Origin of the sequence: Alkalibaculum bacchi, from assembly GCF_937875145.1 — a bacterium.
Lineage (GTDB): Bacteria > Bacillota > Clostridia > Eubacteriales > Alkalibacteraceae > Alkalibaculum > Alkalibaculum bacchi_A.
The window spans coordinates 1-26,437 of the sequence record NZ_CALNCS010000180.1 but is presented as its reverse complement, the minus strand read 5'-3'; the positions used below and the strand labels follow the sequence as shown (position 1 = coordinate 26,437).

Genomic DNA, 26,437 nt, shown 5'->3' with positions numbered 1-26,437 from the left:
GCTAAAGTATTGATAATTTTGACAACTCCTCTTGTCATTGCTGGGTCTAAACCGGCTGTTGGCTCATCAAAGAGTATAACTTGTGTATTTAGAGCTATGACTCCAGCAATGGCTACTCTTTTTTTCTGTCCATAGCTGAGGTAGTGGACAGCTTTTTCTTTAAAATCATATGCTTCAGTTTGTATTAAGGCGTCGTCTACCCTGCGCTTTACTTCATCTTCAGGTAATCCAATATTTCTCAAGGCAAAAGCTACATCATCATAGACATTCGAGTGAAATATTTGTTTATCTGGATCTTGGAAAACCAAACTCACCTTTTGACGATATTCGTACATATATTTTTTATTATACTCTAGTGGTTGCCCATTAAAAAGAATGATACCCTCTGTCGGTTTTAATATGCCCATTAGATTTAAAAACATAGTAGATTTTCCTGCTCCATTGCCCCCAATAAGAGCGATGATTTTACCATTATTTAAGTTGATTTTTACATCTTTTAAGGCTATGGTATTATCTTCATATTTATAAGTCAAGTGCTCTGTTCTTAACATAAAAGCCTCCTTGCATGTCTTTGTTACTTTGCTTAAGCTCGCATTATCTTTTTATTTTCCTCAAGGGATCATATATAGATTATGGCAATTCTATAGCCTATACATGAAAATCTCCATCATATAATTTTACTTCTAGTGAAATGCTCAATTCCTCATATCTATTCATCATTCTAGTGAAGAGACTGACAAGGAGCAAAGACATAGATCTATAGGATGTCCTTAGATTTCCATATCCAAATTTCAAATATATAGCCGTCTGCATATCTTTGTATTCTTCCAAGAACATCATTATAAACCTATAAATGAGCATGACCATCTCCAATACTACAATTGGCATTTTCATACTCTTTAATATTTTTAATAGCTGGTTAATGGGCACCGTTAAGGCAAGAAAATAAGTAGAAGAAAGACAGGCTAAGGCTCTAAAAAACAAGATAAAACATCGATTTAAAGAAGACTGCGTTATGCCAATGTAAAATCCTCCTACTGAAATATTATAAAGAAAAACATCTGCACTCTTTGATACAGAAATCAAAATAGTTACTAGGCTCAATAATAAGAAGGATGAAGGTATCATAAAAAACTTAAGATAACGATTAAGTTTTATGCCTGCAAATTGAACCAGTACAAATCCAATAAAGAGAAACATACCAATGTACATAGGTATGTTCTCAAAAATAATTGCTGTAAATAGCAAAATCATTGCTGCAACAAATTTGATTTTTGGATTTATTTTAGTCAACTTGTTTGTATAAGCGATTTTATCGACTTGTAACATGGATTTTTTTTTCCTTTTTTCCTTTATTATATCCTATGTAATATGCGATGATCCCTGCACCTAATGCGGCTTGTGAAGCAAAGAGCAGAGATTCAATTTCCCCACTGGCTGGCTCCATAAAGCTACTAAACCAAGGTTCATAATCAGGGTTAATAACAGTAATCATTTCTTCTGCCTCACCGTCAGCTCCACCAAACTCAGCATCATTTGTAATGACTAAAGGTACGATGATTAAAACTAGTAATGCAAATACTAGTATGATTTTAGTTGAAATTTTCATTTATTACATCCTTTCCTTCATACTCTACGACTTTGTCGTATACTAAAGCAGTGATGATTCCCTCTGCTGCTGCAATGGGGATTTGAGTAAGAGCAAAGATGCTTAAGAATTTAAAAATAGATACTGCTATACCTCCTACTGGATCAGGGAAGGCCACACCTAATTGCAAAGAGGTAACTACATAAGTAGCTAAATCTCCCAATGCTGCTGCTGCAAAAACAGAAACGCCTGCATTCACATTGTTCTTTCGAAGTAATTTAAAGATTCCATAAGCTACAAAAGGACCAACTACTGCCATAGAGAAAGCATTTGCACCTAATGTACTAATACCGCCATGGGCTAGTAATAGAGCTTGGAATAGTAAAACGATTACTCCTAGTACAGTCATAATAGTTGGTCCAAATAATATAGCTCCCAAGCCTACACCAGTAGGATGTGAACAGCTGCCTGTTACAGAAGGAATTTTTAAAGCGGATAATAAAAATACAAATGCGCCTGCCAATGCGACTAAAAGTTTCTTATTTGGTTGATTTTTAAATATAAAATTTAATCTGCGCACTCCAAGGACGAAAAATGGTATAGCCACAACTGTCCAAAACAGTGCCCATCCTTTTGGAAGAAAGCCTTCCATAATATGCATCGCCTGTACGTCTTTTACGCTAAACATTACTAAAGAAATAAGGGCGTACATAAAAATTGCAGTGTTGATTTTTTTGATTTTAAGTATTTTCATTAAAATTCTCTCCTTGTTTTATTTAAAGCGGAGGGTGCTCCTAAATATTTTTAGTTATCTAGAAATCCAAGAAGTTTTTACACCTCGAAAAAAATAACCAGATCTACGTGAGATCTGGTTAATAAAAACAATGTTATCCAATTACGGTAACAAACCTCCCTCCGAAGCTTTACACATTCTCCAATCTAGGCAGGTCTCCTGACTTTGAATCATCCTACTTCCCTAATCCTTCCCACATCAACAGGTGATGTAGTGGAGTTGCCTAGGGGTTCGTCATCATTTACAGTAGCGGGGGCTGTAGAGGAATTACACCTCTTTCCCATTTAATCAAAATGAACCTAAATCGGTAATATTCAATTTTCTATCTGCATTAATGTTATCATAAATAATTTCTATAATCAAGTAATCTTTTTCTTTCAAAGGATATAGCTATCTGATGTATCTTACATTATTGCAACTATTTGTTGTAGCAAATTTGAGTTAAATAATTGATTCTAAAGCTCTATCTTGTTCTTTAATATATTTATCTAGTTCATTTAAGGATTCTGAAATAAACTCATAAACAAGATACTGGGGTCTCACATAATCGATCACCTTTTTTATTGAAGGATGTGTAAATGGTGTATGTCTGTCAATTTGAGATATATGGCTGAAGGCTTTCACGTAGCGATTAAAAAAGTCTCCCTTATAATCATGTCCTTTATAAGATGCAATCTCCCTTTTCACATATTCTCCTGAAAGTGAGCTGTTCAAGTGAATGCCTTTAATATTGACAGCCAAATCCTCTAGGCTATCCAACACCTCTAAAATATAATCTGTTGCCTCTTCTTCTCTTTTGAGTTCTTTATTGGTATTCATTAAGTGCCCTATATCCATCATAAAACCTTTATTGGGATATTTAATCCTTTCCATTAGCCTTGTAGAGTTTTTTTTGTCAAGCATGGTTAAACCTGGCCACCAGAGATTTTCTAGAAGCAAATCAAAACTGGGCTCAAAACCTTCAAGAACTTCATTAATCATCTCAATAAACGCCTCAATAATTTCACTGTCCGTATAGTCAAAGGAGTAAGTATAACTATGTTCAAGCTGTACATGGCATACATGAAAAACTACATATTTAGCTCCCATAGCGCAGGCATCTTTTAATTCCTTTTGATAATGCTCTATAATCGCGTCTCTAGATTCGCCCCCATAATAATGTACCCAAGTGCTTTTCTCTCCAAATTGTTTTATAAGTTTACTTTTGTCATTCCTCCAAAAGTCCAACCACATAGGCCAAAATCGCATATGAAGGCCATGAATCATAGACGATGGAATAACTCCATCGTTCCAAGGCGAGTATTGAATGAGTTCTAATCCGTGCATAGCATGTTTTTTTAAAAATTGTTTTATTTTATTGTAATCACCTGAAAACTTATCCAGGTCCGATGGATGGGTTGAAAAATTCATTAGCTTTAACAATATACTGACCTTCTTTCTAAAAGCTAAAACACAGTATGTAAATTTATATGATCTACAAGTATGGTCTAATTCAATACGTTTTTTAACTGATACATATAAAGTGAAATTTCTAAAAAACATTAAATATCAAACAAATCATTTACTAAGCTTAGCTTATCTCCCCACGTTTCTATATCTTCATAAGTCAACACCTCTGTATTCCCTCCCTGATATTCTCCTCCTTGCTCTTGAGATATTTCTTCCATTTCACCTTCCATTTCCATATAAGTCTTTTTTAAACTTTCTAGGACTTCTGAGTTTGGGTTCCAACAGTCCCTTTGATGTAATTCTAAAAATCTTCGACATATTTCTTCAAAAGCAAAGGGATTATATTTTTGAAACCAATTTTTCATATCTTTATCATTGGCATAAAAGTCTACCATCCGATCTAAATCCTCATCTTTAATGTTTTTTGTCAAAGACTTCCAACTAAATACCGTCTGTATTCTTTCCATTATTTCACTTGCTCCATCGTAACCTTTTTCCATCATGCTTTCATTCCAAAAGGGATTTAATATGGTTTCATTCAAATTCCTCTTTAGCTCTTCTGCCATTGTAGAAATGATAGGGATTTCACTTTCCTCTACTCTGCCGTGATACTGCTTTAATTGAGCTTTTGAAAAATTCTTTTTTAAGGTTTGAAATCCTCCCTGAACAGATGAAATAAACCCTGAAGACAAAACATCGTATCTTTTTGAAGTAGTTTTTTCATAGGATATATCTGTATTTTTTACGTTTTCAACGAATTCACGGCTAGAGGTATATCCGTTTAAGCCATTGCCATAAGCATAACCTGAAAATGCAGTAAACACTTTTGCAATATCCTTTTCTTCCTTCCAGGCGCTAGCCTTTAAAGCTAAGTCTACACCTGATCCATAGGTTCCAGGTTTATCTCCAAATATTCGAATAGTAGCTCGCCTTTCTATATTCCCATCATCCTTTGCTTCTTTAAGCTTCTGAATCAATTGTAGAGTGTTTTTTCGTATGTAGTTTTTATCTAAGGGTTCTTCAGTATTCGAAGCAATAACTGCTGCTTGGTCCATCAAATCAACCACTTGAGGATAAGCGTCTCGTAGTACTCCTGTGATTCGAACCATCACATCTATTCTAGGGCGTCTTAGTTGTTCTAAAGGAATCACCTCTAAGCCTTCTACCTTCCCATTATTATTCCATACAGGTTTTATTCCCATAAGATAGAGCATCTGTGAAACTTGCTCTCCCTTGGTCATGGAGATATCCATAGACATCATATTCATGGCTACTTTTTCAGGTATTTCCCCCTCTTCTTCTTTATACTGTGCTATCATTTCCTCTGCTAACTTCATTCCAATTAAATACGCTTCAGGAGTAGGTACCTTTTGAACATCCATTATAAACAGATTTCTTCCCGTTGGCAGAATATCTCGAATATCATCACAAGGCATTCCAGCCAAACCAGGCTCTACGTATTTTCCCTCCAAAGCATTTACTAGGCATATGATTTCTTCCTCCATATATTCTAAAGACTCTGCCATTCCATGAATTTCTAATTGGAGATTTGCTATCAGTTCTTTGGGAACCTTCTCTATCTTTTTATCTTCTACAGGGTTCCCACACAGGAAGTGGTGGATTAAATCCAACAGCAAAGTATGATACTCGTATATATCCTGGCAAAGGTTCTTTAACGCACGCGCATTAGAGCTGCTTCCATCTATAGACTCCATTATATAAGCGGTTATTTCTTTAAGGCTTAGCTTTTTGCCAAAGACGTGAAGTTTTTCATCTCTATTAGCATTAATCGATTGAATGAGTAAATCTTTTAACTTTTCTAATCCTCTTACCCTTTCTGTTTCTCCCCTTAGGATTTCTTGGGCTCTAGGTAATGATTGTATCCTCTCTTGAATTTCCATTTCGATTATTTCAGCCTGATCGCTCTCTACCTCTAAAGCTTCTATATATTCAGATATGCGCTTTATGAGCTTCACTTTAGAAACATCCATAGTAAAACTAGAGGGCATGTAGTCTAAGATTACAGCTGAATTTCGCCTCTTTGCAATAGTCCCTTCCACTCCTACAGCTGCATTGTATAGAAATAAATTTGGCGTATTACCCAGTACAATATCTGGCCAACAATTTGAGGATAGGCTATTGCTCTTCCCTGGTAAATATTGTAGACTTCCTCCTGTTCCCACGTGAACTATGGCATGAGCCTTCATAATGCGTTCGATATATCTATAAGTAGCAATGTATTGATAGGGGGGAGGACAAGATGAATCGTGTAAAATCTTGCACACTTCTCCTGTACACTTGGCTCCATAGCAGCCTCTCTTTGGTTGAACCATCACAGCTACATTTCCAAATTCCACACCAGTAATGATGATTTTTCCTTCAAAAACCATTCCTTCTCCTGGTACTTTTCCCCATGTATCCTCTAACTCATTTTGCATTTGAAAGGGAAGTTCCCTATGGAAGGATAAATATCCACCTTCACCCTCCATAGGCATTTTGTATAGAACTCCTCCACCAGCAACAATGCTTTCTACCGTAGTCCACCGAAAATCCTGATATGCCTTCCGGTCCATAATAATTTGACGTAACGCATCTCCATTTTCAGGAATATTATTTATTAAATATCCATTTTCCTGTAAGGCTTTCATAATACCAATCAAGCTCTCAAATACGTCTAATCCAGCGCCGCTTCCAATGGTAGCTTCAACTCCAGAACAAGGTGAGCTATGAATCATGAGTACAAATTTCTTCTGGTGATTTGGAGTATTTTTCATCTCTATCCATTTTCCTACCCGATTTGCAATTCGGTTTATGCGATCCATAATGGGTATTTTTCCAAGAAGGCCCTTTTGTTCATCCCTACATCCTATTAAAATGGGTTCAATCATTCCCATCATTTCATTGGTAGTAAATGATGAGTGTATTTCCATTGCCATCCCACTAGAATTGTCTAGCCATTCCTCTTCTGTTTGCAAATGGCTTACAATAGGCCTAAATATAGGCACATTTACCGACTTAAACACTTCCGTAGTCTGCTTAAATAGATCGTCCAATTTGCCTTCTTTTATGGCTGACAACATCTGTAAATGGACTAGTCCATCGATGTGAATTTTTTCGGTAATAAGGTACTTTTCTACAATTTCAGGTAAATCCAAGATGCTCTCTTCTTTCTCAGCAGAAAGGTAATTAAAGACGGGAATTACACCAAGACCTATCTGCTCAAGAGCGTAGACCAAGGCATTCTCAACTTGATTATTGTCACTAAAGACGCTAGCACCATGGGTGAGTATCCCTACCCAATAAATTCCTTTAATGTCTTTTCCTTTTAGATACCAATCTAAATAGGAATCAAGGGAAGAAAAATAGATTTTTGAATCAGGATGAAATATCCCATCTGATGGATTATTTCTTACATTCATATCTGAACCTCCTTTCTATTTGATGATAGCTCTTCTTGTGCGATTTCAAAGGCTGTTTTCTTCATAACGCAGTCTAAAACTTCTTCAGATGTATTTCTATTAACAATCAATCTAGAAGGGCACCCTCCTGGACAAATGGCAATATATTTGCAATTGATACACAGTTTTCTATCCTGCTTTGGTAGGGAAATACTCCTAATTTTGTCCTCAAATTGGAGATTACCCATGTAAAGATTGGGCTTATCTATGAGAGAACCACAGGGATAAATATCTCCATTAGGAAGTACTACAAAGGACCTACCACAAGATGCATAACAGTAGTTTTCATTGGATAGTGAATGTTTAAGCCGTGTTCGAGCCTCCTCAACCTCTCTCACACCTATCTTTCTTCCAGAGTGTTGGTACCAAAAATTGCAACGCTGTTGAAGGGAGCTAAGGGCAGACTCTAATTGGCTGGGGCTTGCCTTTTTTACTTGACAGCTACTCTCTTTCATTCGCCCAGCTTGTCTAAGCAAGTCCAGACCAATTCCCCCTATATTTCCCAGGTAGAAGGCAAAGTCCGCTAACTTTGGAATTTGTTCTACATTTTGTGCTGTTACTACGCTGTTTATATTGACCATCATTCCCTCTTGGCATAATGCCTGAATTCCATGAATAACTTCTTTTGTCTTTCCTCGTAAATGCTCATTTACTTCGGGAACGCCATCTAAACTGATGCCAATGGCCATATTCATCTCTTTTATTTCCTTTTCCTTTTTTGAATCTATGAGGGTCCCATTGGTTTGCATTTGGAAGGATCCGTCGTATCCACGTTCTCTTACGTATTTATATACTTTGCGGATCAAATCAAAATTAAGCATAGGTTCGCCACCTGCAAATTGAACCTTCATAGGTTCTTTCCCAAAATAATCTAAAACCTTTTTTGCCGTTTCAAACTCCATATCCGCATGTATACTTGTTCCTCCAGCATAGCAGTACTTACATTTTAAGTTGCATCTGCCTGTAGTCCAAAGTACGATTAAATTTCTTGGTTTTGCCATAATAGAACCTTATATAAACTCATTTATTTTTTCTTCGATTATATCCATATTGATAAGAGACTCTTCAAAAGGTCTTCTCCTCATCCTATGAGGCAGTACAAAGGCAGCTGATTCTACTAAATCCCTTTTTTCCACTTTCTCTCTCTCCTTTAAAGCGGCAATGGTCATGGCAGTTTTGATCATGACCATATCTGCCCTGTGGCCATCTACACCTAAAAATGTAGATATCTTTGCAGCAGTCTCTAAAAGTTCATCATCAATTACTACATGAGGTAAAAATTCAATAGCTTTTTGAATTTTGTTAGACAATGCTTTTTATTCTTCTTCATAGGCTTTGTAAAAATTCATTGGATCCTTTTCAAATTCAAGCCTTCTCCTGATTACTTCAACCCTTTTTGCTGTATCGTCTTCTCCAATTACGTCTACAACTAGACCAAAGCGATCTAAGAGCTGAGGTCTTAAATCACCTTCTTCAGGGTTCATAGTTCCAACCAATGTAAAGCGGGCGGGATGCACAAAAGAAATCCCTTCCCTTTCAATGGTACTCACGCCCATCGCAACCGAGTCTAATAAAATATCAACTACATGGTCGTCTAATAAATTGACTTCATCTACGTACAGTATATTTCGATTTGCCTGAGCTAGAATGCCCGCTTCAAATTTCTTCTCCCCTTTTTTTGATAGCGTGTTCAATATCAAGAGTTCCCACTACTCGATCTTCTGTAGCACTTACTGGTAGGTCAATTACTCTCTTCTTCCCTTTGCCAACTTGAATAGGGCTATTATTTTTTATCATCGCTAAACAGTAGTCACACATTTGTTCTTCATTAGATGGATCACAGGAAAACTTACAACCTTCTATAAAGTTTTGCTCTGCGAGAAGATCTGCTAGCGCTCGTACAGCTGTCGATTTTGCTGTACCCTTTTCCCCTCTAATTAACACCCCACCTAAAGATGAATTGACCACATTTAAGATGAGAGCCAATTTCATTTTGTCCTGTCCAACAATTGCAGTAAAAGGGTATATCTTTTTTCCTATAGTGATTTTGCTATCTCCTTTAAGTTTTTATAATGAGTGGTTTACTGCTGCAACGATACTTTGTGCTTTAAGATCTTCAATTTTATATATTTCTCCATTGATGGCCTTTGACAGCTTTTCAATGTAATCCATTCTGATAAAGTTTTGATCTGTATCGATCACTATAGTTTTGATTTTTTCAATGGCAATCTCACTTTTAGTGAGTAAAAAATCTTACATAGAACTTACAACGTATAACTTATAAATAAGGCGCCTGTGGCTCCTACAGCTTTATTCAATATTTTTACATAACCTTATGCCCATAATCAGAAGGACGACAAAGTAAACTGCTAATACTGCAAAGTGCAATGCCATCATTTCAAGAGATTCTCCTATAGCTCTCAAACCTTGACTCGTATGGGTTAAAGGTAAAATATTAATAAAATACTTGATCCCTACAGGCATTTTTTCGATAGAGAAAAAAGTTCCACATAAAAAAGACATAGGGGTAATAATAAAATTTGAAAATTTTGCCATATCTGCATGGGAATTAATCTTAAGCCCTGCTATAAATCCACCAGCAGAAAATAAAAAGCAATTTAGTATGGCAATGAGTATAAAGTAAGGGGTAATATGTAATCCACCGCCAAAAATCATGACAATTAATACAATTAGCATCGCAGAGTAGATCCCATAAAATGCTCCTGAAACAATTTTGCCTATGGCATAGGTTCTCATATTAATGGGAGCTACCATATACTCTTCGAAAGTCTTGTAATACAGTCTAGATATATTGATAGAGTTGGCTGTATTGTTAAAACTGGTGATCATGGTGTTTAGGGCTATAATCCCTGGAATGACAAATTGCATATAAGATGTGCCTTCCATTTTTAGATTGCTTCCTAACCCCCAACCAAAGGCAATTAAGTACAAAATAGGTGAAACCATTGCTCCAATGGTGGTGCTCCAAAATTTTCTCTTAAATATAATAAACTCCTGCCATAGTATTCCATATAAAATCATTTAGGCTCCACCCTTCTGTTTGTCAATTTCAGAAATACGTCTTCTAAATTGGAAGGTCTTATATTTACGCTACCTTCTAAACCTGAAGCGTAAGCGACAGCTTCTTCCCTTGAATTGAAGAATTCTTCTGTTGTGATTCCATTTACAAAATTTTCTACCGTAAACTCCCCTACTTTTTTAATAAGGTTACGTGGAGAATCCAGCTCTACCAGTTCTCCCCCGTTGATTAGGCCTACCCTATCACAAAGAACTTCTGCTTCCTCAATATAATGAGTAGTAAGGAGTACTGTTAATCCAGAAGCTTTTAATTTTTTTAAGAGATCCCACATCTTTCTCCTCCAGGATGCATCTAAGCCTACGGAGGGTTCATCTAAAAGCAATATTTCAGGTTCGTGCATAAGTGCCCTGGCTATCATAAGCTTTCTTTTCATCCCTCCAGAAAATTTACTGACCAAATCATCTTTGCGGTCGTATAAATCCGTATAATGCAGGATCTCTTCAATCTTTTCTCTACGCTTTTCCTTAGGCATTTTATAGATTAATCCATGGACCTCTAGATTTTCCCATGCAGTCATTTCACTTTCTAAATTATTTTGTTGGGGAACAACGCCAATTTTAATCTTTATCGCTGTTAGATTCCTGTCCATACTCACTTCGTCTATAATAATATCCCCAGATGTTTTTGGGGTGATTGTGCTGATCATTCGAACGGTAGTAGTTTTACCTGCACCATTGGGACCAAGAAGGCCAAAAAACTCTCCACTTTCTATGGTTAGATTTAACTTATTTACAGCTGTCAAATCCCCATATTTTTTTGTCAAATCTACTAATTTCAACATGTACTTTCTCCTTTTTATTAGCAACTCTAATGTCTTTTTATTTAATAGACAAGCCCTTCTTTTGATTCTTAATACCACTCCAGTTCTAGGGTTAGACCTTTGACCCGCAGAGCCTAACCCTAGAGCACTGGTGGATGATGGCTAAAGCGCTGCAGGCGCTTATATGTATTCTTCTATATCTCCTTCTATAGATAGATACAAACCATGCAATTTTTCTAGACTTTCTTCCTTGGCATTCCACATTCCCCTTTGATTAGCCTCCAATAATCGCTCTACCATATTGTGTACAGCCCAAGGGTTTACGCTTTTGATCCATTCTCTCCTCTCGTCGTTAAACAAGTAGTTTTCGCTGATCTTCTCGTACATCCAGTCTTCTATAATATCCGATGTAGCATCCCAACCAAAGACAAAGTTTACCATCCCCGATATTTCCTGAGCTCCTTTATATCCGTGTTTTGTCAGCCCATCAAACCATTTCGGGTTTAAAATCCTGGCTCGCATGATCTTTGCCGACTGCTCGCCTACATCATTTAATTTTACTCTGGCAGGGTCGCTGCTATCCCCACAATAAGACTTTGGCTTTTTCCCTGATTTTGTACGGACAGCAGCTATCAAGCCTCCGTGATAATTGTAGAAATCATCGCTTTCCAACATATCTATTTCCATAGAGGATTCATTTTTTATAGTAATTTCAGCACGGGACATGCGTTTCGAAAAGACCTCTGTCACTCTTTTACCGTGAACGTTTTTGCCATAGGCATGACCTCCCCAAAACACATAATTATTTCCAAGGTCCGTGTAATCCTTCCAGTTCTTGCTCTCTATGAGCATATCGACACCAGCTCCATAAGTCCCTGGTGGATCACTGAAAATTCTTAGTTTTGATTCTTCCTGGGCAACTTTAAGACTTGCTCCTTCCTTAAGCAATTCTTGTACTTCTAAGTCGATATTTCTCTTTAGGTAATTGTCTTCTCCACTTTCGTCTAAAGCAGCTACTTTATTTACAGCTTCCTCTATCATCTCAATTAAATTGGGGAAAGTATCGCGAAACAGGCCTGAGATTCTAAGTGTCACATCTATTCTAGGTCTCTTTAATTCTTCTAGGGGAATCACCTCAAGACCCATGACGATATCCGTATTGTCAACCCATTTGGGCTTTATCCCCATTAAATAAAGCACTTCAGCTACATCGTCTCCTGAAGTCTTCATGGTCTCTCCTGCGTATATGACGATGACAACACTTTGAGGAACCATACCCTCCTCTTTTAAATAGCGCTCTATAAGTTGGTCTCCAAGTTGTTTGCCCACTTCCCAGGAAGCTCGAGTAGGAACCGCCCTTGGATCTATAGAATAAAAGTTTCGCCCTGTAGGCAATATATCTACATTTCCCCTTGTAGGAGATCCACCCTTTCCTGGTGGAACAAATCTTCCCTCAATGCCCTTTACCATATTTTTTATTTCGTCTTCTGTATCCTTTAGCTTAGGCATGACTTCTTGGCAAATAAAATCAAGAATTAGGAGCAGCTGTTGAATATTTGTTTCTTCACAGCCTATACTTTCCTTTACGTATTGTATCGTAGCATTTATATCTAATTTTGATTCTATGTACATATGGATGATTTTACGGCTAAATTCCTCCAATTCATCTACAATCATGAGATTGGTTTTGCCAGTGGAATTCACCTTATGTTCCTGTTCTACAATGTATTTATAATCATAGCCATATAATGTTGAAACTGCTTCCAGTAGGGAGGGAATCTCTCCATTAGATAATCTGAGCAACGCGCAAATCATGTTTTCTAATCTCTCTTCAGTTGGCATCCTGCCAAAAATGTGAAGTCCATCTTTAATCAAGGTATTTTTAATGCTTTCTAACCAGGAATGAAGTATCTTTATAAATCCTTGAAAATCCTCTTCCATTTCCTTTTTATGTATGTTTAAATCCTTATCATAGTTATTTTCAAGGGCTAATTCTATGATTTTTTCTTTTAAAACCTGAATTTTTCCTTGATCTCCTTGCTTTGCTTGATAGTGTTGCTTAAGGAGCTCATCTAGTTCTTCCATGTCATCATATGTGCCACTTAGCATCATAGAGGGTATTAAATGATCTAAAATCACTGCATGGGATCTCCTCTTTGCTTGAATTCCTTCACCTAGTACTGTAATGCTGTAGGGATATAGATGAGGTATATCGTCAATTGTCACATAAGGGTAACAGGCTTTAGATAAACCAATTTCTTTTCCTGGCAACCATTCCAATGTGCCATGGGTTCCTACGTGGAAGATGACATCAGCCTTAAAAGCATTTCTTATCCATTTGTAATATGAAATATACTGATGAGGAGGGACGATATCCGTATTATGGTATACTTCTTCCGCTTTTTCCTCATAACCTCTAGGCGGCTGGAGACCTATAAATATATTTCCATTGATAATTCCAGGTAGAGGAAGGGTATCATTGTGAACCATGTACTCCCCTGGAGGATTGCCCCAATCCCTTATCAATTCTTCCTGAACTTTATTGTCAAGCTTAGAAAACCAATCCCGGTACTCTTCCCCAGCAATCGTGTCTACGCTGCGCTCTATAGCTTGATCTGCTGATAGCCATCTAGTATCAATGGTTACTGCATTAATAATCCTTTGAATGATTTCATCTCCGCCTTCAAAGGAATATTCTGTCTTAACACCTGCTTTTTTGAGGGCCTCAACCATGAGATAAACGCTTTGAGGAGTATCTAACCCAAAGGCACAGCCTATCATATCGTTTCTCGGAGGCATATTGTGGAATAATATAGCTACTTTTTTATCTTTATTGTCCACAATCCGAAGTTTTGCCCAATTGATTGCCAGTCTGCATATTTGACTCACCTGACTTAATATAGGTTTATGAACAGTTCTGTTTCCAATATGGTCTTTGACGTATTCACTATAGGCAAAAGTAGTTGTAGTAATCTGGCCATCAAATTCAGGGTAGTATATACTACTCGTAAAAGACATTCCATCCACACCTCTTAAATTGGTTTTCCAGTCTTCGTAAGTTTGATACGTGACCACACCCTGCATTACAGGAATGTCCAAAGCTTCAAATATACTATTTTGAATCATCTTCCTTCCGTCTCCAGCACTTGCCATAATACTTTGAGAATAACCTAAGACATTAATGATCGCATCTACTTGACAGTTTCCATTAATCATAAGTAAATTGTCCATTACCCATTTAAAACCCTTACATCCTACACACGGTTCTGGAGCAGAAGCAGTATAGATTACAAAAGGATAGGCGCCCCTTTTTTCAACCTCTGTAATGAGCGCATCAATGTGCTCGGTGTTTCTTTCGTGAGCGTATTTGCTGTAAAACAGGACTCCTATTATAGGCGTTCCTGCTTTTCTCTTATGAGCAATTTCTGTGACACAGGTATTAAAATCTTTTTTAGGGTAGTAAATTCCTTCCCAGCTTAAAGCTTCTGGAGGATCATAAGAATGTTTTTTGTCACCATATTTTGAGGATAAATACTTGTATAAATTGATGCAATTGTTTGTACTTCCACCCCGTATGTATTTCACTATTTCTGAATATTCCTCGGGAAATATTTTAGAGTGCTTCAGCATTGCCCTATTTTCATCTTCAAATCCTGAATAGATAAAAAATTTCTTTTTTCCTCCGTATTGGTTCATAATTTCTTCAAAAGAATTAAATTGAGTAAGCCCACCGTGAATGAGTATCCCAATAAAATCTGCGTTTTCTAAGTACTCATAAGATCTTTGATACTCTTCTAGATCTGTATCCATTTTATAGCTATCTATAAAATGGACCATAATCTGATCTCCCGCTTCTTCCTTTGTGAGTTCTCTTGCTTCCCTTAAGGAATAGGAGGAATCCATAGGAGAGAGAATCCATGTTATTTTAAACATCCTGACCCACCTCCATTACCCTGGCAATGGTATCTACAAAGACGTCAATCATGCATTCAACAGTGTTATCGACAAAATCGCCAGTGACTTTTGAAACAATTAGTACGTTAAACCTGTCTTTTATTCTTTCTATTATTTTCTGACCTTCTGAGACGACCTCTAAAGGCATAAGAAGACCCCAATCCAACTGGTCCATGAGATGAACGTAAAGAGAAGTTAGAGTGACCAATTGGCCATCAGTCTCCAGTTCCTCTAAGCGATGAATAAACTCTGGTTTACTTAAATTATTTCCTTGTAATGTTTTGTACTTCTCCCAGATCAGATCCTGCGAAACTCCAAATCGCTTTAAACGCCTGATACAATTGTGCTGTTCCTTTGGACATAGACCTGATTGAAGAAATAAGGCCTCCTTTACTGCTGACTTTACGGTCACGCCAATAAGTTCTCCTAATTTGCTGTGTTTTCCTGCATTTGTCAAAAGGAGCTGTGATTGACTATTTGCTACAACTATGGTTCCGTCTGTACCGGAACCCGTAGCTAGTCCCCTAGAATAGTTGCTCCCTGCCATTAGCTCCTGAAGTGCTGCAGTTTTAGCTTCTGTACAGGTAACCACGGCTCTCGCCATTGTGCCTTCACTTAAATCTGCATCAATATAAAGTATAATATTTATGGTTCCCTCTGGAATTTTTTCCACTTTTCCCTTTTGTTCATGATAAAATGCAGGATCACCTACCCTTCCTCCATTGACCTCTACTCCACCTGTCACAATAGCTGTTACTGTCAAATCTTCAAATGTAGCTGTTTTTATGGATACATTCTCCATAGAAGCAGCAGTAGAAATTCCTGTAGTACTCTCCGGATCTAGTCCTAGCTCTTGGGAAACTAATCTCATGTCATTGTAATAGGAATCTGTCCTTAAAACACAGGCCATTCCTGCACCTGGATTGGCATCATGATTAAAAATGGCTTTTATACTTTCTTGATACCCTCCATTTAAAACAGATGTGCTAATCACCTTTCTCTCTCCTTGAAATGGGATGACAATGCTCTTCTGATATCTATGTACTTCATCTCCAGTGGACAATGTAAAAATCTTCAATATTTTTCTCTCCATTCTACCTACACTCGCCTAAAACAATATATTCTTTCTCTTGACTTTCATCCTGTTCACAATGAAGCATTTTATGAAGTTGTTCTTGAAGATAAGTCATAGGATGGATTTTCAACGAAATTTTGTTTTTGCTTAGGGAAATTATTCTCTTATTCTTTGCTATGGCATAATTTATTAAATTACTCTTACATGATTCCACCTCTTCACTTTCATAACCTCCATCAATGAGGATTTCACATGAATCTATAGCCTCTTTTGCCTTTTGGATGGCTTTGGCGATTTCCTTGCTATTTTTTATTGTTATAGTCTTTGCTTTCATCGTACTGGAAATATATGTATCAATATCGTTTTCATAGAGTATACCTGTGGAAAACCCAATGCTGTTTTTGGACAAGGTTCTATAAATAGGTATACCTGTCCCCCCTCCTGCTAGGACAAATACTCTACCACCTTCACAGCTTAAAAGTTCCATACAACCCAGTTTATGATTGTAGCCAGCTGCTTCTATATCGTATAAATTTCCAATCGTATTTGGTTTTATAATGCGATCAGGCAAGCCCCAATCGACAACCTTGCCATCCTTTAACATGACAATAACATCACAAGTTTTTAGAGCAAGGTCTACATCATGCAAGGAAATTATAGTGATAATCCCCTTATCCCTGCTCATCTTTCTCAGTATAGACAGCACTTCTACTTTATGCTTTACATCTAAATGGCTTGTAGGTTCATCCAAAACGATTACCTTAGGCTCTTGTGCTAATGCTCTAGCTATCATTACTTTCTGTTTTTCCCCATCGCTTAAAGTAGAATAATACCTGTCTTTTAAATGGGTTGCATGAACCAATTCAAGACAATCCGTTACAATTTTTTTATCTTTTTTAGAAAGTTCACCCCAAAAATTTGTGTGAGGTTGTCTCCCTAATGTTACCATTTGAGTTACAGTAATAAGTTCTGGATCAATCTTCTCTGTAAGAACTACAGATAGTACTTTTGCCAGTTCCTTTTTCTTTATCTTGTGGATTTCTTTTCCGTATAATCGAATTTCCCCTTCTAAAGGCTGTAAATGGCCGGATAAGGTTCTTAAAATCGTGGATTTTCCCGTTCCATTAGGACCCAACAGACAAATCATCTGTCCCTTTTTGACTGTAATATTTATATGTGATATTACCTTTTTCTTGCCATAGCCTACGGCTAAATTTTTGGCCTCAATGATATTTGATTCATCCATTGTCCTTATTCCTCCTTAATATTAAATAGGCAACTAAAGGAGCTCCAATTAGAGAAGTCACAGAACCAAGAGCTATCTCTGTGGGACTAAAGAGCATTCTTGCAATACAATCGCATATCCCAGTAAGTCCTGCCCCTAATAGCATGGTTGCAGGAAATACAATCTTGTTATCTGACGTTCTCATAAAAATCCTAGTCATATGAGGAACGGCTAATCCAATAAATCCTACTGGACCTGCAAAAGCTGTCACAGAAGCACTTAATAAACTTGAAACGCCAATGAGAAAAACTTTCACCAATCGTATATTGATTCCCAAGCTAGTAGCGTACCTCTCTCCTAGAACCATTGCATTTAATGGTTTGTGCATAAGAGTAGACAATAGCAATAAGGGAATAGATATAATTACCAATGTTTTTACAGAATTCCACGTAAATCCTGAAAAGCTCCCCATTTGCCAAACCACAAAGCCTTTTACCTGAGCCTCTTCAGCAAAAGTAACCAACATATTAGTAAGTGCACTGCACACATACCCGATCATGAGACCTACGACTAATAGGGACACATTGCTTTTTACCCTAGAAGCCACAATCAGGTTAATAGCCATGACCAAAAGAGAACCAAAAAACGCAGCACCTACAGTAGTCCATGAATTTAAGAAAATAGGTGGAATTCCTAGCACAGCCCCACCTAATATGACCAGGCCAACCATCAAAGTAGCTCCAGAAGATACCCCTAACACGAAAGGCTCAACTATAGGATTTCTAAAAAAGATCTGCATAATCAGTCCAGATACAGCTATAGATGCTCCACCAAAAATCACTGCAATTGCCCTAGGTAATCTAATTTTCCACACGATGCTGGAATTTGTATCTCCGTCTATCAGTCCATCTGTCAGTATTTTCACTACATCTTTGACGGGAATTTCTACAGATCCAATTCCAATATTTATTAAAAATGTAGCTAATACTACCAAAAAAAATAGTACAAACATCCAAAAATAGTAGTTTTTCTTTAATGACATTTATTTTTTTCCTTTTATTTAGTATCGTCTTAACTGTGTTTTGCATATTTTTCAAATAAATATAATCTAAATCGCTTCGTAGATAAATTATATATTTACAGGCACTTGAGCTCTCATTTACTCAATATTCAACTGGGATTTAAGCACCTGTAAACGTGTTGTGAAGCTAAATATTATTTTTGTACAGGCAATTTTTCGTACATTTGAAGCTGCCAATCTGTATAAACATCCTCGTGGAAAATTTTAGCCAAGTCTTTCACGCCTTCAACGGTTTTATCTAAATTCATATAGTATGAGGGAGTAAAGCAGTATACATTTTCATCCTTTATAGATTTGAAATCCTTTAATAAAGGAGATACAGCTTTAAGGTCTGCAATAGAAGGCATATATAAATTACTAGTTGAATAGATAAATACATCTGCGTCTTTAGCCTTTTCGTAAAATTCTTCTAGTGTAAGCTGAGTGCTACTACCCTTATCTTGGTTCAAGTCCGCAAATACATAATCGCCACCAGCTTTTTCAATTTGATTTGCTACATAAGAACCACCATTAGGAACATATACAGTTCCTTCGTAAACACTAGCCCATACCACTTTTGGACTTGGTTTATCTGCGACATGGGCTTGTATTTCTTTCAACATATCTTCTTTTTCACTCATAAATTGAGCTGCTTCTTTGTCTTTATTATAAAAAGTGGCTAAAAATCTAGTCCATTCCAATCGTCCCATATCGTCGTTTTCTGTATAATCGTTGACTACCATACAAGGAATGCCTAGTTCTTTCATTTTTGCTAATGTAGTTTGCTGACCGTTTTCCCCAGTATAAACGACTACCATATCAGGATTTAAAGATTGAATCAATTCAAAGTCTGGTTCACCCATCCCGTCTCCGCCTACAAAGGTAATATCACCTTTTTCCATGCCTGTCTTTACTTCATCTATGTACCATTTTTCTGCTTTTGTCGTAACGCCTGAAATAGAATTCCAATCTTCCTCCTCAAAAAACGGTTTTAATAAAGATACTTGTGTAGAAGAACAGTAGACCACATTTTTTAATGGGGTATGAATCACCTCTGCACCTGATGCTTCTGCTATTTCAGGTGTTTCTTCCCCTTCAGGTACTAATAAAAATTTTTGATTTTCTCCATCTGTAACTAATTTAATATCGTTACCATAATCTACAATGCTAAATGCATCTGTGTAGCTTATTTCTACATTCGTGCCTTTCAAAGGATCTGTACCTGTTTTGACCTCTTCTTTTACTTTGCTTGTACATCCAAATAGTGTAAGGACACATAGGATGCTTAAAATGGATAGTATTAATTTTTTATTAAATATTTTTTTCATCTGTCTTCCCCCTTGATTTTGATTTGTCAGAATATTTTTCAATATTCTCTTTCCGACTTTTGCACTTAAAAAACCTCTCAACATTACTTCAAGAGGCTTTTAACCAGATCAATCCAATAGATCTACCATCATTATCCCCCTCCATCTCTCGTAGAGTTATAGTATTACAGAATAGGCAGGTCTTCTGGCTCAAGGATCATCATTCTACCTGCCTTCCCAATTTCTCAGTGGCATTTCTGGTAGAACTCCTCTTATACAGTGGCGGGACCGCGTGGGATTTTCACCCTTCTTCTCTTTTCACCTGTTCACAATTACCCTCAAATTACAACAGGCACCTATATCTTCATATTGAATTTTTCATTTTTATCTTATGAGCAAATGCTGTTTTCTAAACATTGCCATTTATAAATCATATAATGGGAATATACGGATGTTTTGATAAAACATCATCTATAGGATTAACTGTCCAACTAACTCAAAGTCAATGAGTAGTCTAAATTTGCAATACAAGCGCATATTGCTTCTGCTATTTTTTTGTGTTTCCCGTTTGTGCAAAACACAAGATAATAGCGTTCAACACACTCATTTTTTAAAACATATTTTCTAAATTTTTTCAGTAATCTCAAATGCCGTCTTCCTCATCACACAGTCTAGCGAATCAGAGATATCTACGATTTGATTCGTAATTATCCTCGAAGGGCAACTTCCAGGGCAATATACTTGATACCTGCAATTGGTACAGCTGCTTCTATCTTTATATTTTAGTGCAATAGGCTTTAATAATTCACCATGGATATTGCCCATAAAATAATCCTCATCTTCAATGAGAGAACCACAGGGATAAACATCGCCATTAGGTAGAATAACAATAGAACGTCCACAGGATGCATAACAGTACTCTTTTGTCTGTTGTGAAAACCTTAGTCTTTGTTTTGCTTCTGATACTTCACGCAAATGAATTCGAACACCTGTCATATGGTATAGATCTTCACACCTATGATGCATCATAATCATTGCCTTACGCAATTCTTCTGGCTCAGATGGGCAAATTCCATTGATATCCTTTTTCCCTCGCCCTGCACTGCGCAGTAAATCCAAACCTATACCTGCCACATTTCCAAAATACAGTACAAAATCCGGTAATTTATGCAATTCTTTCACATTATATGCGGTCACAACAGTGTTAACATTTACCTTAACATTCTGATTAGCGAGATTGCGAATCCCATTTACCGTTAGTTTTGTCCCTCCCCTTAACCATTCATTAATTTGGGGTTGTCCATCAAGGCTAACGCCTAGCGCAACCCTCCTTTTTTTTAGGCCTTTTGCAATTGATTCATCGATCAACGTCCCATTGGTCTGAAGTTGGAATGTTGCCACATAATTATGCTTTTCTATGTAGTCTATAATGCGGCAAACAAGGCTAAAATTAAGGAGTGGCTCCCCACCAGCAAACTGAACCTTTAAGGGGTATTCCTTAAACTTTTCAACTGCAGCTATTGCTGTCTCATACGGCATGTCATCTCCTTGCATACATGCATCCGCATAACAATATTTGCACTTGAGATTGCATTTACTCGTGACCCATAACACCAACAAAATCTGCTGCTTTTTCATTTCTATCTCATCATCTCGTCGACCATTTGTTTAATCGTATCACCTGCATAACAAGAATCGTCAAATGGTCTCCTTCTCATTCTATGAGGCATAACGTATGTGGCAGCTTCTTTTAAATCTTCTATGGTTGCTGCATTTCTTTGATGATATGCTGCAATTGTCATTGCAGTTTTAATCATGACAATATCTGCCCTATGACCGTCCACCTCTAAGGAAGTAGAAATTTTAGCTGCAGTTTCAAGTAAGCTATCATCAAAAACTACTTCTGAGAGTAATTCCATTGCTTTTTCAATATTTTCTGCTAATTCAGTCTGTTGAGCTTGATAAGCATTTTTAAATTCAATAGGATCTTTTTCAAATTCAAGTCTTCTCTTGATCACTTCCGTACGAAGGGCAGTATCACTTTCTCCTATTACATCAACTACTAAACCAAAGCGGTCAATAAGCTGTGGTCTTAAATCGCCTTCTTCAGGATTCATTGTTCCAACCAAAGTAAATCTTGATGGATGTGCAAAGGAGATCCCTTCCCTTTCGATAAAGTTAACACCCATTGCGGCAGAATCAAGTAGTACATCAACAACATGGTCATCTAAAAGGTTTATTTCATCCACATACAAAATATTTCTATTACCATTAGCCAGTATTCCAGCTTCAAATTGCTTTTCTCCTTTTTTAATTGCCTGTTCTATATCCAATGTTCCCACAACTCGATCTTCTGTAGCACCAATTGGCAAGTCGATTACTTTCATTTTTGACATAATGATATCTACCTTTTGGTCCGATTGAATCTTTTCTGCACAATCCGTACATGCTAAATCAACATTATTTGGATCACATGAAAATTTACAACCTTCAATCTGTTTTCTTTCAGGTAAAAGATCAGCAAGTGCACGCACAGCTGTCGATTTTGCTGTACCTTTTTCGCCTCGTATCAGCACTCCCCCTAAAGATGGGTTAATTACATTTAAAATCAATGATAGTTTCATTCTCTCTTGCCCAACAATTGCTGTAAATGGATATATTTTTTTATCTAAATTCATAATTCCTCTCCTTATCCCTGTTATTCTGCTTTATAATATAGTTTGATTCCAATAAAAAGAAATAGTAAAAACGTTGAAACTAAAATCAATGGATGAATCTATGCATTAAAATACATTTGTTCCGTTTTCCCCTCATTAAACGTATTATGACAGATTATATTCTCTAATTAAATACATTGTGAAACTGCAGTAACTAGATCTTGAGCCTTTAAATCTTCAATTTTATATCGATCGGCGTTTAACGCTGTAGCAATTTTTTCTCCTAAATTTAATTGTATAAAGTTTTGATCCGTATCGATTAAAACCGTTTTGATTTTTTCCGTTCCTATCCGTTGTGCTGAACGCATTGCATCCTCAAATGCATCTATTCCGTTTCGCACATAAGTTGCTCTGCCATCTGTCACTAATACTATAGCAGGAAGAATATCTTTATCCTTAATTTTAGCCCCCTTTATGACGTCATACGCCATATCGAGTCCCGCTGCCAAAGGGGTTCTACCACCTGTAGGAAGAACGCTCAATTTTTTTTGAGCCAAATCTACACTCCTAGTAACACCCAACATAAGCTCGGCACTGTCATTCCTAAATGCAATCATACACACTCTATCTCGCTTTTGATAAGCGTCATTAAGCAATGACAGTATAGCCCCCTTTACTGCTGTCATACGTTTATTGGCTCCCATAGATCCACTTGCGTCGACTACAAATACTATGGTATTTCCCGAACGCTTTTCTCTGACCTTTACTCGAATGTCACTTTTTTCAATCGCTATAGCAGTTTTTCCCTTTTCCCTGAACAGCTGATATGGTGCTGCACTGCGGAGTGTGGCATCTAATGCCACATCTGTTATTTTGTTACCTTTTGGAAATGCATAACGCACATATCTGCCTTGATTAGATGATGTGACAACGCGACTCCTCTTCCCACTTCCCCTCACAACTGTACGATTTACATTTTCCTCTAACCATTTATTCACTATAAATGGTTGTCCAGGGTCATCAACAGTTTCCTTATTTCCTTCTCCTATCTCTTCCTCCTGAGATTCTGTAGATTCATCCCCATAATTATCCATTTGAGATGGATCGCTTTGTTGTTTAAATTCACCCTGATCTTGTGAAGTATCAGAGGATTGTTCTTGTTGATCAAGTTGATCATTTGGTTTGTTTTTATTATCCTCTTGTTGATTATCCTTATCTCCATCTTGCTCTGTTGGCATAGATGTTTGCTGTTGAGGCTGATTGTTACGTATGCGATGGGGCAATGCATATTTTGCAGCTTCTTTGATATCTTCAATATTAATAACTGTTCTCCCAGAAAATGCGGCAATTGCCTTTGCCGTTTCTATTAGTACTAATTCACCGCGGTGCCCTTCACAATTTCCTTCTTTTACAATGGAAGATGCAAGCTGCATTGCATTTTGTGTTACAGTAACCCTTAATAGATCTTCTTTTGCCCTCTTTACCTTATTTGAAAGGGTTCTTGTTTCTTCCATCCATTTCGACACATAGGATAAGGGATCCTCTTCAAACGATATTCTTCGACGAATAATTTCACAGCGCTTCCTCAGGTCCTTTTCGCCTTTTACTTCCACATATAATCCAAATCGATCTAAAAACTGTGGCCGTAGTGCGCCTTCCTCAGGATTCATACTTCCCACCAAAATAAAATCAGATGTGTGTTTAAAAGATATCCCTTCACGTTCCACAATATTAATACCTGAAGAAGCAGACTCTAAGAGGATTTTTACTAAATGATCACTTAATAAATTTACCTCATCAACATAAAGAATATTTTTATCTGCTCTATGTAATATTCCTGGTTCAAATTTTTTATCCCCATATTTAATCGCGTGTTCAAAATCTATAGTTCCAACTAGCCTATCTTCTGTGACGTTCAATGGCAATTGGACAATAGTTTGACCCTCTAGAACAGCTTCAAATCCACGGACTAATGTTGATTTAGCAGTTCCCTTTTCCCCACATATCAAGACACCTCCAATACGTGGATTTATTACATTCCAAATCAACGCATTTTTAACTGCATCCTGCCCTAAAACCCCTACAAAAGGAAATACTGAGTTTCTATTAAACAAATTAATCACCTACCCCAAATCTTCCAGATTTCCTTCCATCTCTATATATATATTTTTTAACTTTTCAACCTGTTCCTCTGTTGCATTCCACATTCCTCGTTGATGGGCTTCTAAAAGTCGTTCAGAGATATTATGCAATGCCCATGGATTTACTTCTCTTATCCAATCAGAATTTTCTTTATCAAATGCATACCTATTGGCAATACAATCATACATCCAATCATCAATTACATTCGTAGTGGCATCCCAGCCAAAAGTAAAGTCCACCATAGCAGATACCTGTTTTGCACCTCGATAACCGTGCTTTTTTAAACCCTCAATCCATTTAGGATTATTTACCCGAGCCCGCATTACACGGGATGCTTCTTCATGCAACGATACCGTCTCAATATGGTCTGTATCTGAAGTACTTGGCACGTATGCAGGTTTTTGTTCTCCGCTATGGGTTGTAATCGCTGCAACCATTCCGCCAAAATAATTATAAAAATCATCACTGTCCAACATGTCTACTTCAAGAGTAGACTGATTTTTTACAGCTACACTTGATTTTTTCATTCTCAAAGCAAATAATTCAGGAAGTTTGTCCCCATGAACTTTTTTTCCATATGCATGCCCGCCCCAAGTCGTATAAACTGTACCTAAATCTGTAACTGATTCCCATTTTTTACTTTCAACTACATTGCACACTCCAGCACCATATGCTCCAGGCGGATCACCAAAAATACGATACATGGCCTGTTGTTTTGCAATTTCCAAATCAATCCCCTGCTCAATTAGTTCCTCAATATCTTCACGAACATGTTTTTTGATAAAATTTTGTTCTTCTGGTTCATCTACGCGTTCAATGAGATTAGGAAAAGAATCCCTAAACAATCCTGTAATGCGCAATGTTATATCTATTCTTGGTCTTCCAAGCTCTTCAAGAGGTATCGCTTCAATGCCTATTACCCGGTCAGTGCTACCTAGCCACACAGGCCTCACTCCAAGAAGATATAAAGTTTCTGAAATATCATCTCCATAATTGCGCATAGCTTCCGTTGCCCAAACTAGAACGGATATGCTTTCTGGATATTGTCCATTATCAGATATATAGCGATCAATAAGCTGATTTGCCAACGTCTTTCCAATTTCCCAGGATGAACGTGAGGGCATAGCACCTGGATCAACGGAATAGAAATTTCTCCCTGTTGGAAGAATGCCCGCATTTCCTCTTGTGGGGGCTCCTGAAGGTCCAGGAGGTATAAATTTTCCATTTATTCCATTTGTGATATTGTCCAGCTCGCTTGTAATCTGCAATACCCTTGGTTTTATAAAATCACAAACATATTCAAGGCAATCCTTTAATTTTTTTGAGCTATTGCGCTTATCCTCCCTATATTTTTCAATTATTTCATCTATATACTCTGCACTGTAATTATTTGCTTCTAAATCCTTAAAAATCTTTCTCCCGATTTCATCAACTTCTACTAACAACATTCCAAATGATCTTCCATCAGCAGTTGCAGTTTCAGGTGAATCCAACAAAGCTTCGTGATCAAGTCCTAGCAAATCGCATATTCCATCGCGAAGGGAAGGAGTATCCCCATTGCGGTTTCTTACGAGCATTTTCAACATGTTCCTAAACCGATCTCCTTCAGGAATCATTCCAAGAATATGAAATCCATCTGCAATATCACATGTTTGAACTTTAGTAATCCATCCATGCATCTTCTGTATGCAATCATCTAAATTATTCTGAAACATTTCTTCCGTAAGATCTAGGTCTTTATCCATATTTATTTTAAATGCAAACTCTTTGATTTCATTCTGTATCAATGGCAATTTTTTAGGATCTGAAGCTTTGATATGATAATACTGTTTCATCAATTCATCCATCTGCCCTAGCTCTTCATATACC

22 protein-coding genes and 2 riboswitches are annotated in these 26,437 nt (G+C 37.1%); all 22 genes read right to left on the bottom strand.

All coding sequences use genetic code 11. From position 1 onward, the window contains the following. Nucleotides 1-551, bottom strand: a 551-nt coding sequence (locus Q7P22_RS10560) for an energy-coupling factor ABC transporter ATP-binding protein (RefSeq protein WP_303863955.1), incomplete at its 3' end; no start/stop codon positions are given. A 97-nt stretch (nucleotides 552-648) separates the two neighbouring features. After that, nucleotides 649-1,329: a cobalt ECF transporter T component CbiQ gene (gene cbiQ, locus Q7P22_RS10555; RefSeq protein WP_303863953.1), complete on the bottom strand. Its 681-nt coding sequence runs from the start codon at nucleotides 1,327-1,329 to the stop codon at nucleotides 649-651. After that, nucleotides 1,313-1,609 carry an energy-coupling factor ABC transporter substrate-binding protein gene (locus Q7P22_RS10550; protein ID WP_303863951.1) on the bottom strand — a complete coding sequence of 99 codons (297 nt, stop codon included), beginning with the start codon at nucleotides 1,607-1,609 and terminating at the stop codon, nucleotides 1,313-1,315. The genes cbiQ and Q7P22_RS10550 overlap by 17 nt, the downstream gene beginning before the upstream one ends. Then, nucleotides 1,593-2,300, bottom strand: coding sequence for an energy-coupling factor ABC transporter permease (locus Q7P22_RS10545; protein WP_113919866.1), 708 nt, complete (start codon nucleotides 2,298-2,300; stop codon nucleotides 1,593-1,595). Before Q7P22_RS10545 ends, Q7P22_RS10550 begins: the two co-directional genes overlap by 17 nt. Before the next feature lie 212 nt (nucleotides 2,301-2,512). Further along, a riboswitch (cobalamin riboswitch) is annotated at nucleotides 2,513-2,699 on the bottom strand. A gap of 123 nt (nucleotides 2,700-2,822) precedes the next feature. Continuing rightward, nucleotides 2,823-3,791, bottom strand: coding sequence for a TIM barrel protein (locus Q7P22_RS10540; protein ID WP_303863949.1), 969 nt, complete (start codon nucleotides 3,789-3,791; stop codon nucleotides 2,823-2,825). A 131-nt stretch (nucleotides 3,792-3,922) separates the two neighbouring features. Further along, nucleotides 3,923-7,249: a cobaltochelatase subunit CobN gene (locus Q7P22_RS10535; protein WP_303863947.1), complete on the bottom strand. Its 3,327-nt coding sequence runs from the start codon at nucleotides 7,247-7,249 to the stop codon at nucleotides 3,923-3,925. Further along, nucleotides 7,246-8,289 (bottom strand): radical SAM protein, encoded by a 1,044-nt coding sequence (locus Q7P22_RS10530; protein ID WP_303863945.1) that lies wholly within the window; start codon nucleotides 8,287-8,289, stop codon nucleotides 7,246-7,248. Before Q7P22_RS10530 ends, Q7P22_RS10535 begins: the two co-directional genes overlap by 4 nt. A gap of 9 nt (nucleotides 8,290-8,298) precedes the next feature. After that, nucleotides 8,299-8,598, bottom strand: a complete 300-nt coding sequence (locus Q7P22_RS15005; RefSeq protein ID WP_369695525.1) for a hypothetical protein — start codon at nucleotides 8,596-8,598, stop codon at nucleotides 8,299-8,301. Between the two features lie 6 nt (nucleotides 8,599-8,604). After that, entirely contained in the window at nucleotides 8,605-8,982 is a 378-nt protein-coding gene (locus Q7P22_RS15000) for an ATP-binding protein (protein ID WP_369695524.1), read from the bottom strand. Continuing rightward, complete coding sequence (locus Q7P22_RS14995) at nucleotides 8,945-9,280, bottom strand: hypothetical protein (RefSeq protein ID WP_369695523.1); 336 nt, start codon at nucleotides 9,278-9,280, stop codon at nucleotides 8,945-8,947. The genes Q7P22_RS15000 and Q7P22_RS14995 overlap by 38 nt, the downstream gene beginning before the upstream one ends. Nucleotides 9,281-9,355: 75 nt before the next feature. Then, nucleotides 9,356-9,490, bottom strand: coding sequence for a hypothetical protein (locus Q7P22_RS10520; RefSeq protein ID WP_303863944.1), 135 nt, complete (start codon nucleotides 9,488-9,490; stop codon nucleotides 9,356-9,358). A 108-nt stretch (nucleotides 9,491-9,598) separates the two neighbouring features. Further along, complete coding sequence (locus Q7P22_RS10515) at nucleotides 9,599-10,330, bottom strand: ABC transporter permease (protein WP_303863942.1); 732 nt, start codon at nucleotides 10,328-10,330, stop codon at nucleotides 9,599-9,601. Further along, the gene (locus Q7P22_RS10510; RefSeq protein ID WP_303863941.1) at nucleotides 10,327-11,169 is read right to left on the bottom strand and encodes an ABC transporter ATP-binding protein; all 843 of its coding nucleotides are present in this window, start codon (nucleotides 11,167-11,169) and stop codon (nucleotides 10,327-10,329) included. The genes Q7P22_RS10515 and Q7P22_RS10510 overlap by 4 nt, the downstream gene beginning before the upstream one ends. Nucleotides 11,170-11,328: 159 nt before the next feature. After that, nucleotides 11,329-15,081, bottom strand: coding sequence for a cobaltochelatase subunit CobN (gene cobN, locus Q7P22_RS10505; RefSeq protein WP_303863939.1), 3,753 nt, complete (start codon nucleotides 15,079-15,081; stop codon nucleotides 11,329-11,331). After that, on the bottom strand, nucleotides 15,074-16,180 hold the full coding sequence (locus tag Q7P22_RS10500) for an adenosylcobinamide amidohydrolase (protein WP_303863937.1): 1,107 nt from the start codon (nucleotides 16,178-16,180) through the stop codon (nucleotides 15,074-15,076). The genes cobN and Q7P22_RS10500 overlap by 8 nt, the downstream gene beginning before the upstream one ends. A gap of 16 nt (nucleotides 16,181-16,196) precedes the next feature. Beyond that, entirely contained in the window at nucleotides 16,197-17,423 is a 1,227-nt protein-coding gene (locus Q7P22_RS10495) for an ABC transporter ATP-binding protein (protein WP_303863935.1), read from the bottom strand. Then, nucleotides 17,416-18,444: an iron ABC transporter permease gene (locus Q7P22_RS10490; RefSeq protein ID WP_303863933.1), complete on the bottom strand. Its 1,029-nt coding sequence runs from the start codon at nucleotides 18,442-18,444 to the stop codon at nucleotides 17,416-17,418. Before Q7P22_RS10490 ends, Q7P22_RS10495 begins: the two co-directional genes overlap by 8 nt. 173 nt (nucleotides 18,445-18,617) lie before the next feature. Next, complete coding sequence (locus Q7P22_RS10485) at nucleotides 18,618-19,790, bottom strand: ABC transporter substrate-binding protein (protein WP_303863931.1); 1,173 nt, start codon at nucleotides 19,788-19,790, stop codon at nucleotides 18,618-18,620. A 156-nt stretch (nucleotides 19,791-19,946) separates the two neighbouring features. After that, nucleotides 19,947-20,144, bottom strand: a riboswitch (cobalamin riboswitch). Nucleotides 20,145-20,393: 249 nt separating this feature from the next. After that, nucleotides 20,394-21,407: a radical SAM protein gene (locus tag Q7P22_RS10480; protein WP_303863929.1), complete on the bottom strand. Its 1,014-nt coding sequence runs from the start codon at nucleotides 21,405-21,407 to the stop codon at nucleotides 20,394-20,396. 2 nt (nucleotides 21,408-21,409) lie between these two features. After that, a complete protein-coding gene (locus Q7P22_RS10475) occupies nucleotides 21,410-22,447 on the bottom strand; it encodes an ATP-binding protein (protein ID WP_303863927.1) in 1,038 nt (345 codons plus the stop codon). 167 nt (nucleotides 22,448-22,614) lie between these two features. Further along, nucleotides 22,615-24,540, bottom strand: a complete 1,926-nt coding sequence (locus Q7P22_RS10470; RefSeq protein WP_303863925.1) for a magnesium chelatase subunit D family protein — start codon at nucleotides 24,538-24,540, stop codon at nucleotides 22,615-22,617. Between the two features lie 9 nt (nucleotides 24,541-24,549). Further along, nucleotides 24,550-26,437, bottom strand: a 1,888-nt coding sequence (locus tag Q7P22_RS10465) for a cobaltochelatase subunit CobN (RefSeq protein ID WP_303863923.1), incomplete at its 5' end; no start/stop codon positions are given.

Bases quoted from the DNA above. Each gene is read 5' to 3' on its own strand.
- Q7P22_RS10480 (WP_303863929.1), bottom strand. From the start codon at position 21,407: ATGAAAAAGCAGCAGATTTTGTTGGTGTTATGGGTCACGAGTAAATGC.
- Q7P22_RS10545 (WP_113919866.1), bottom strand. From the start codon at position 2,300: ATGTACGCCCTTATTTCTTTAGTAATGTTTAGCGTAAAAGACGTACAG.
- Q7P22_RS14995 (WP_369695523.1), bottom strand. From the start codon at position 9,280: ATGAAATTGGCTCTCATCTTAAATGTGGTCAATTCATCTTTAGGTGGG.
- Q7P22_RS10535 (WP_303863947.1), bottom strand. From the start codon at position 7,249: ATGAATGTAAGAAATAATCCATCAGATGGGATATTTCATCCTGATTCA.
- Q7P22_RS10540 (WP_303863949.1), bottom strand. From the start codon at position 3,791: ATGAATTTTTCAACCCATCCATCGGACCTGGATAAGTTTTCAGGTGAT.
- Q7P22_RS10515 (WP_303863942.1), bottom strand. From the start codon at position 10,330: ATGATTTTATATGGAATACTATGGCAGGAGTTTATTATATTTAAGAGA.
- Q7P22_RS10475 (WP_303863927.1), bottom strand. From the start codon at position 22,447: ATGAATTTAGATAAAAAAATATATCCATTTACAGCAATTGTTGGGCAA.
- Q7P22_RS10510 (WP_303863941.1), bottom strand. From the start codon at position 11,169: ATGTTGAAATTAGTAGATTTGACAAAAAAATATGGGGATTTGACAGCT.
- Q7P22_RS10530 (WP_303863945.1), bottom strand. From the start codon at position 8,289: ATGGCAAAACCAAGAAATTTAATCGTACTTTGGACTACAGGCAGATGC.
- Q7P22_RS10550 (WP_303863951.1), bottom strand. From the start codon at position 1,609: ATGAAAATTTCAACTAAAATCATACTAGTATTTGCATTACTAGTTTTA.
- cbiQ (WP_303863953.1), bottom strand. From the start codon at position 1,329: ATGTTACAAGTCGATAAAATCGCTTATACAAACAAGTTGACTAAAATA.
- Q7P22_RS10495 (WP_303863935.1), bottom strand. From the start codon at position 17,423: ATGGATGAATCAAATATCATTGAGGCCAAAAATTTAGCCGTAGGCTAT.
- Q7P22_RS10485 (WP_303863931.1), bottom strand. From the start codon at position 19,790: ATGAAAAAAATATTTAATAAAAAATTAATACTATCCATTTTAAGCATC.
- cobN (WP_303863939.1), bottom strand. From the start codon at position 15,081: ATGTTTAAAATAACATGGATTCTCTCTCCTATGGATTCCTCCTATTCC.
- Q7P22_RS10490 (WP_303863933.1), bottom strand. From the start codon at position 18,444: ATGTCATTAAAGAAAAACTACTATTTTTGGATGTTTGTACTATTTTTT.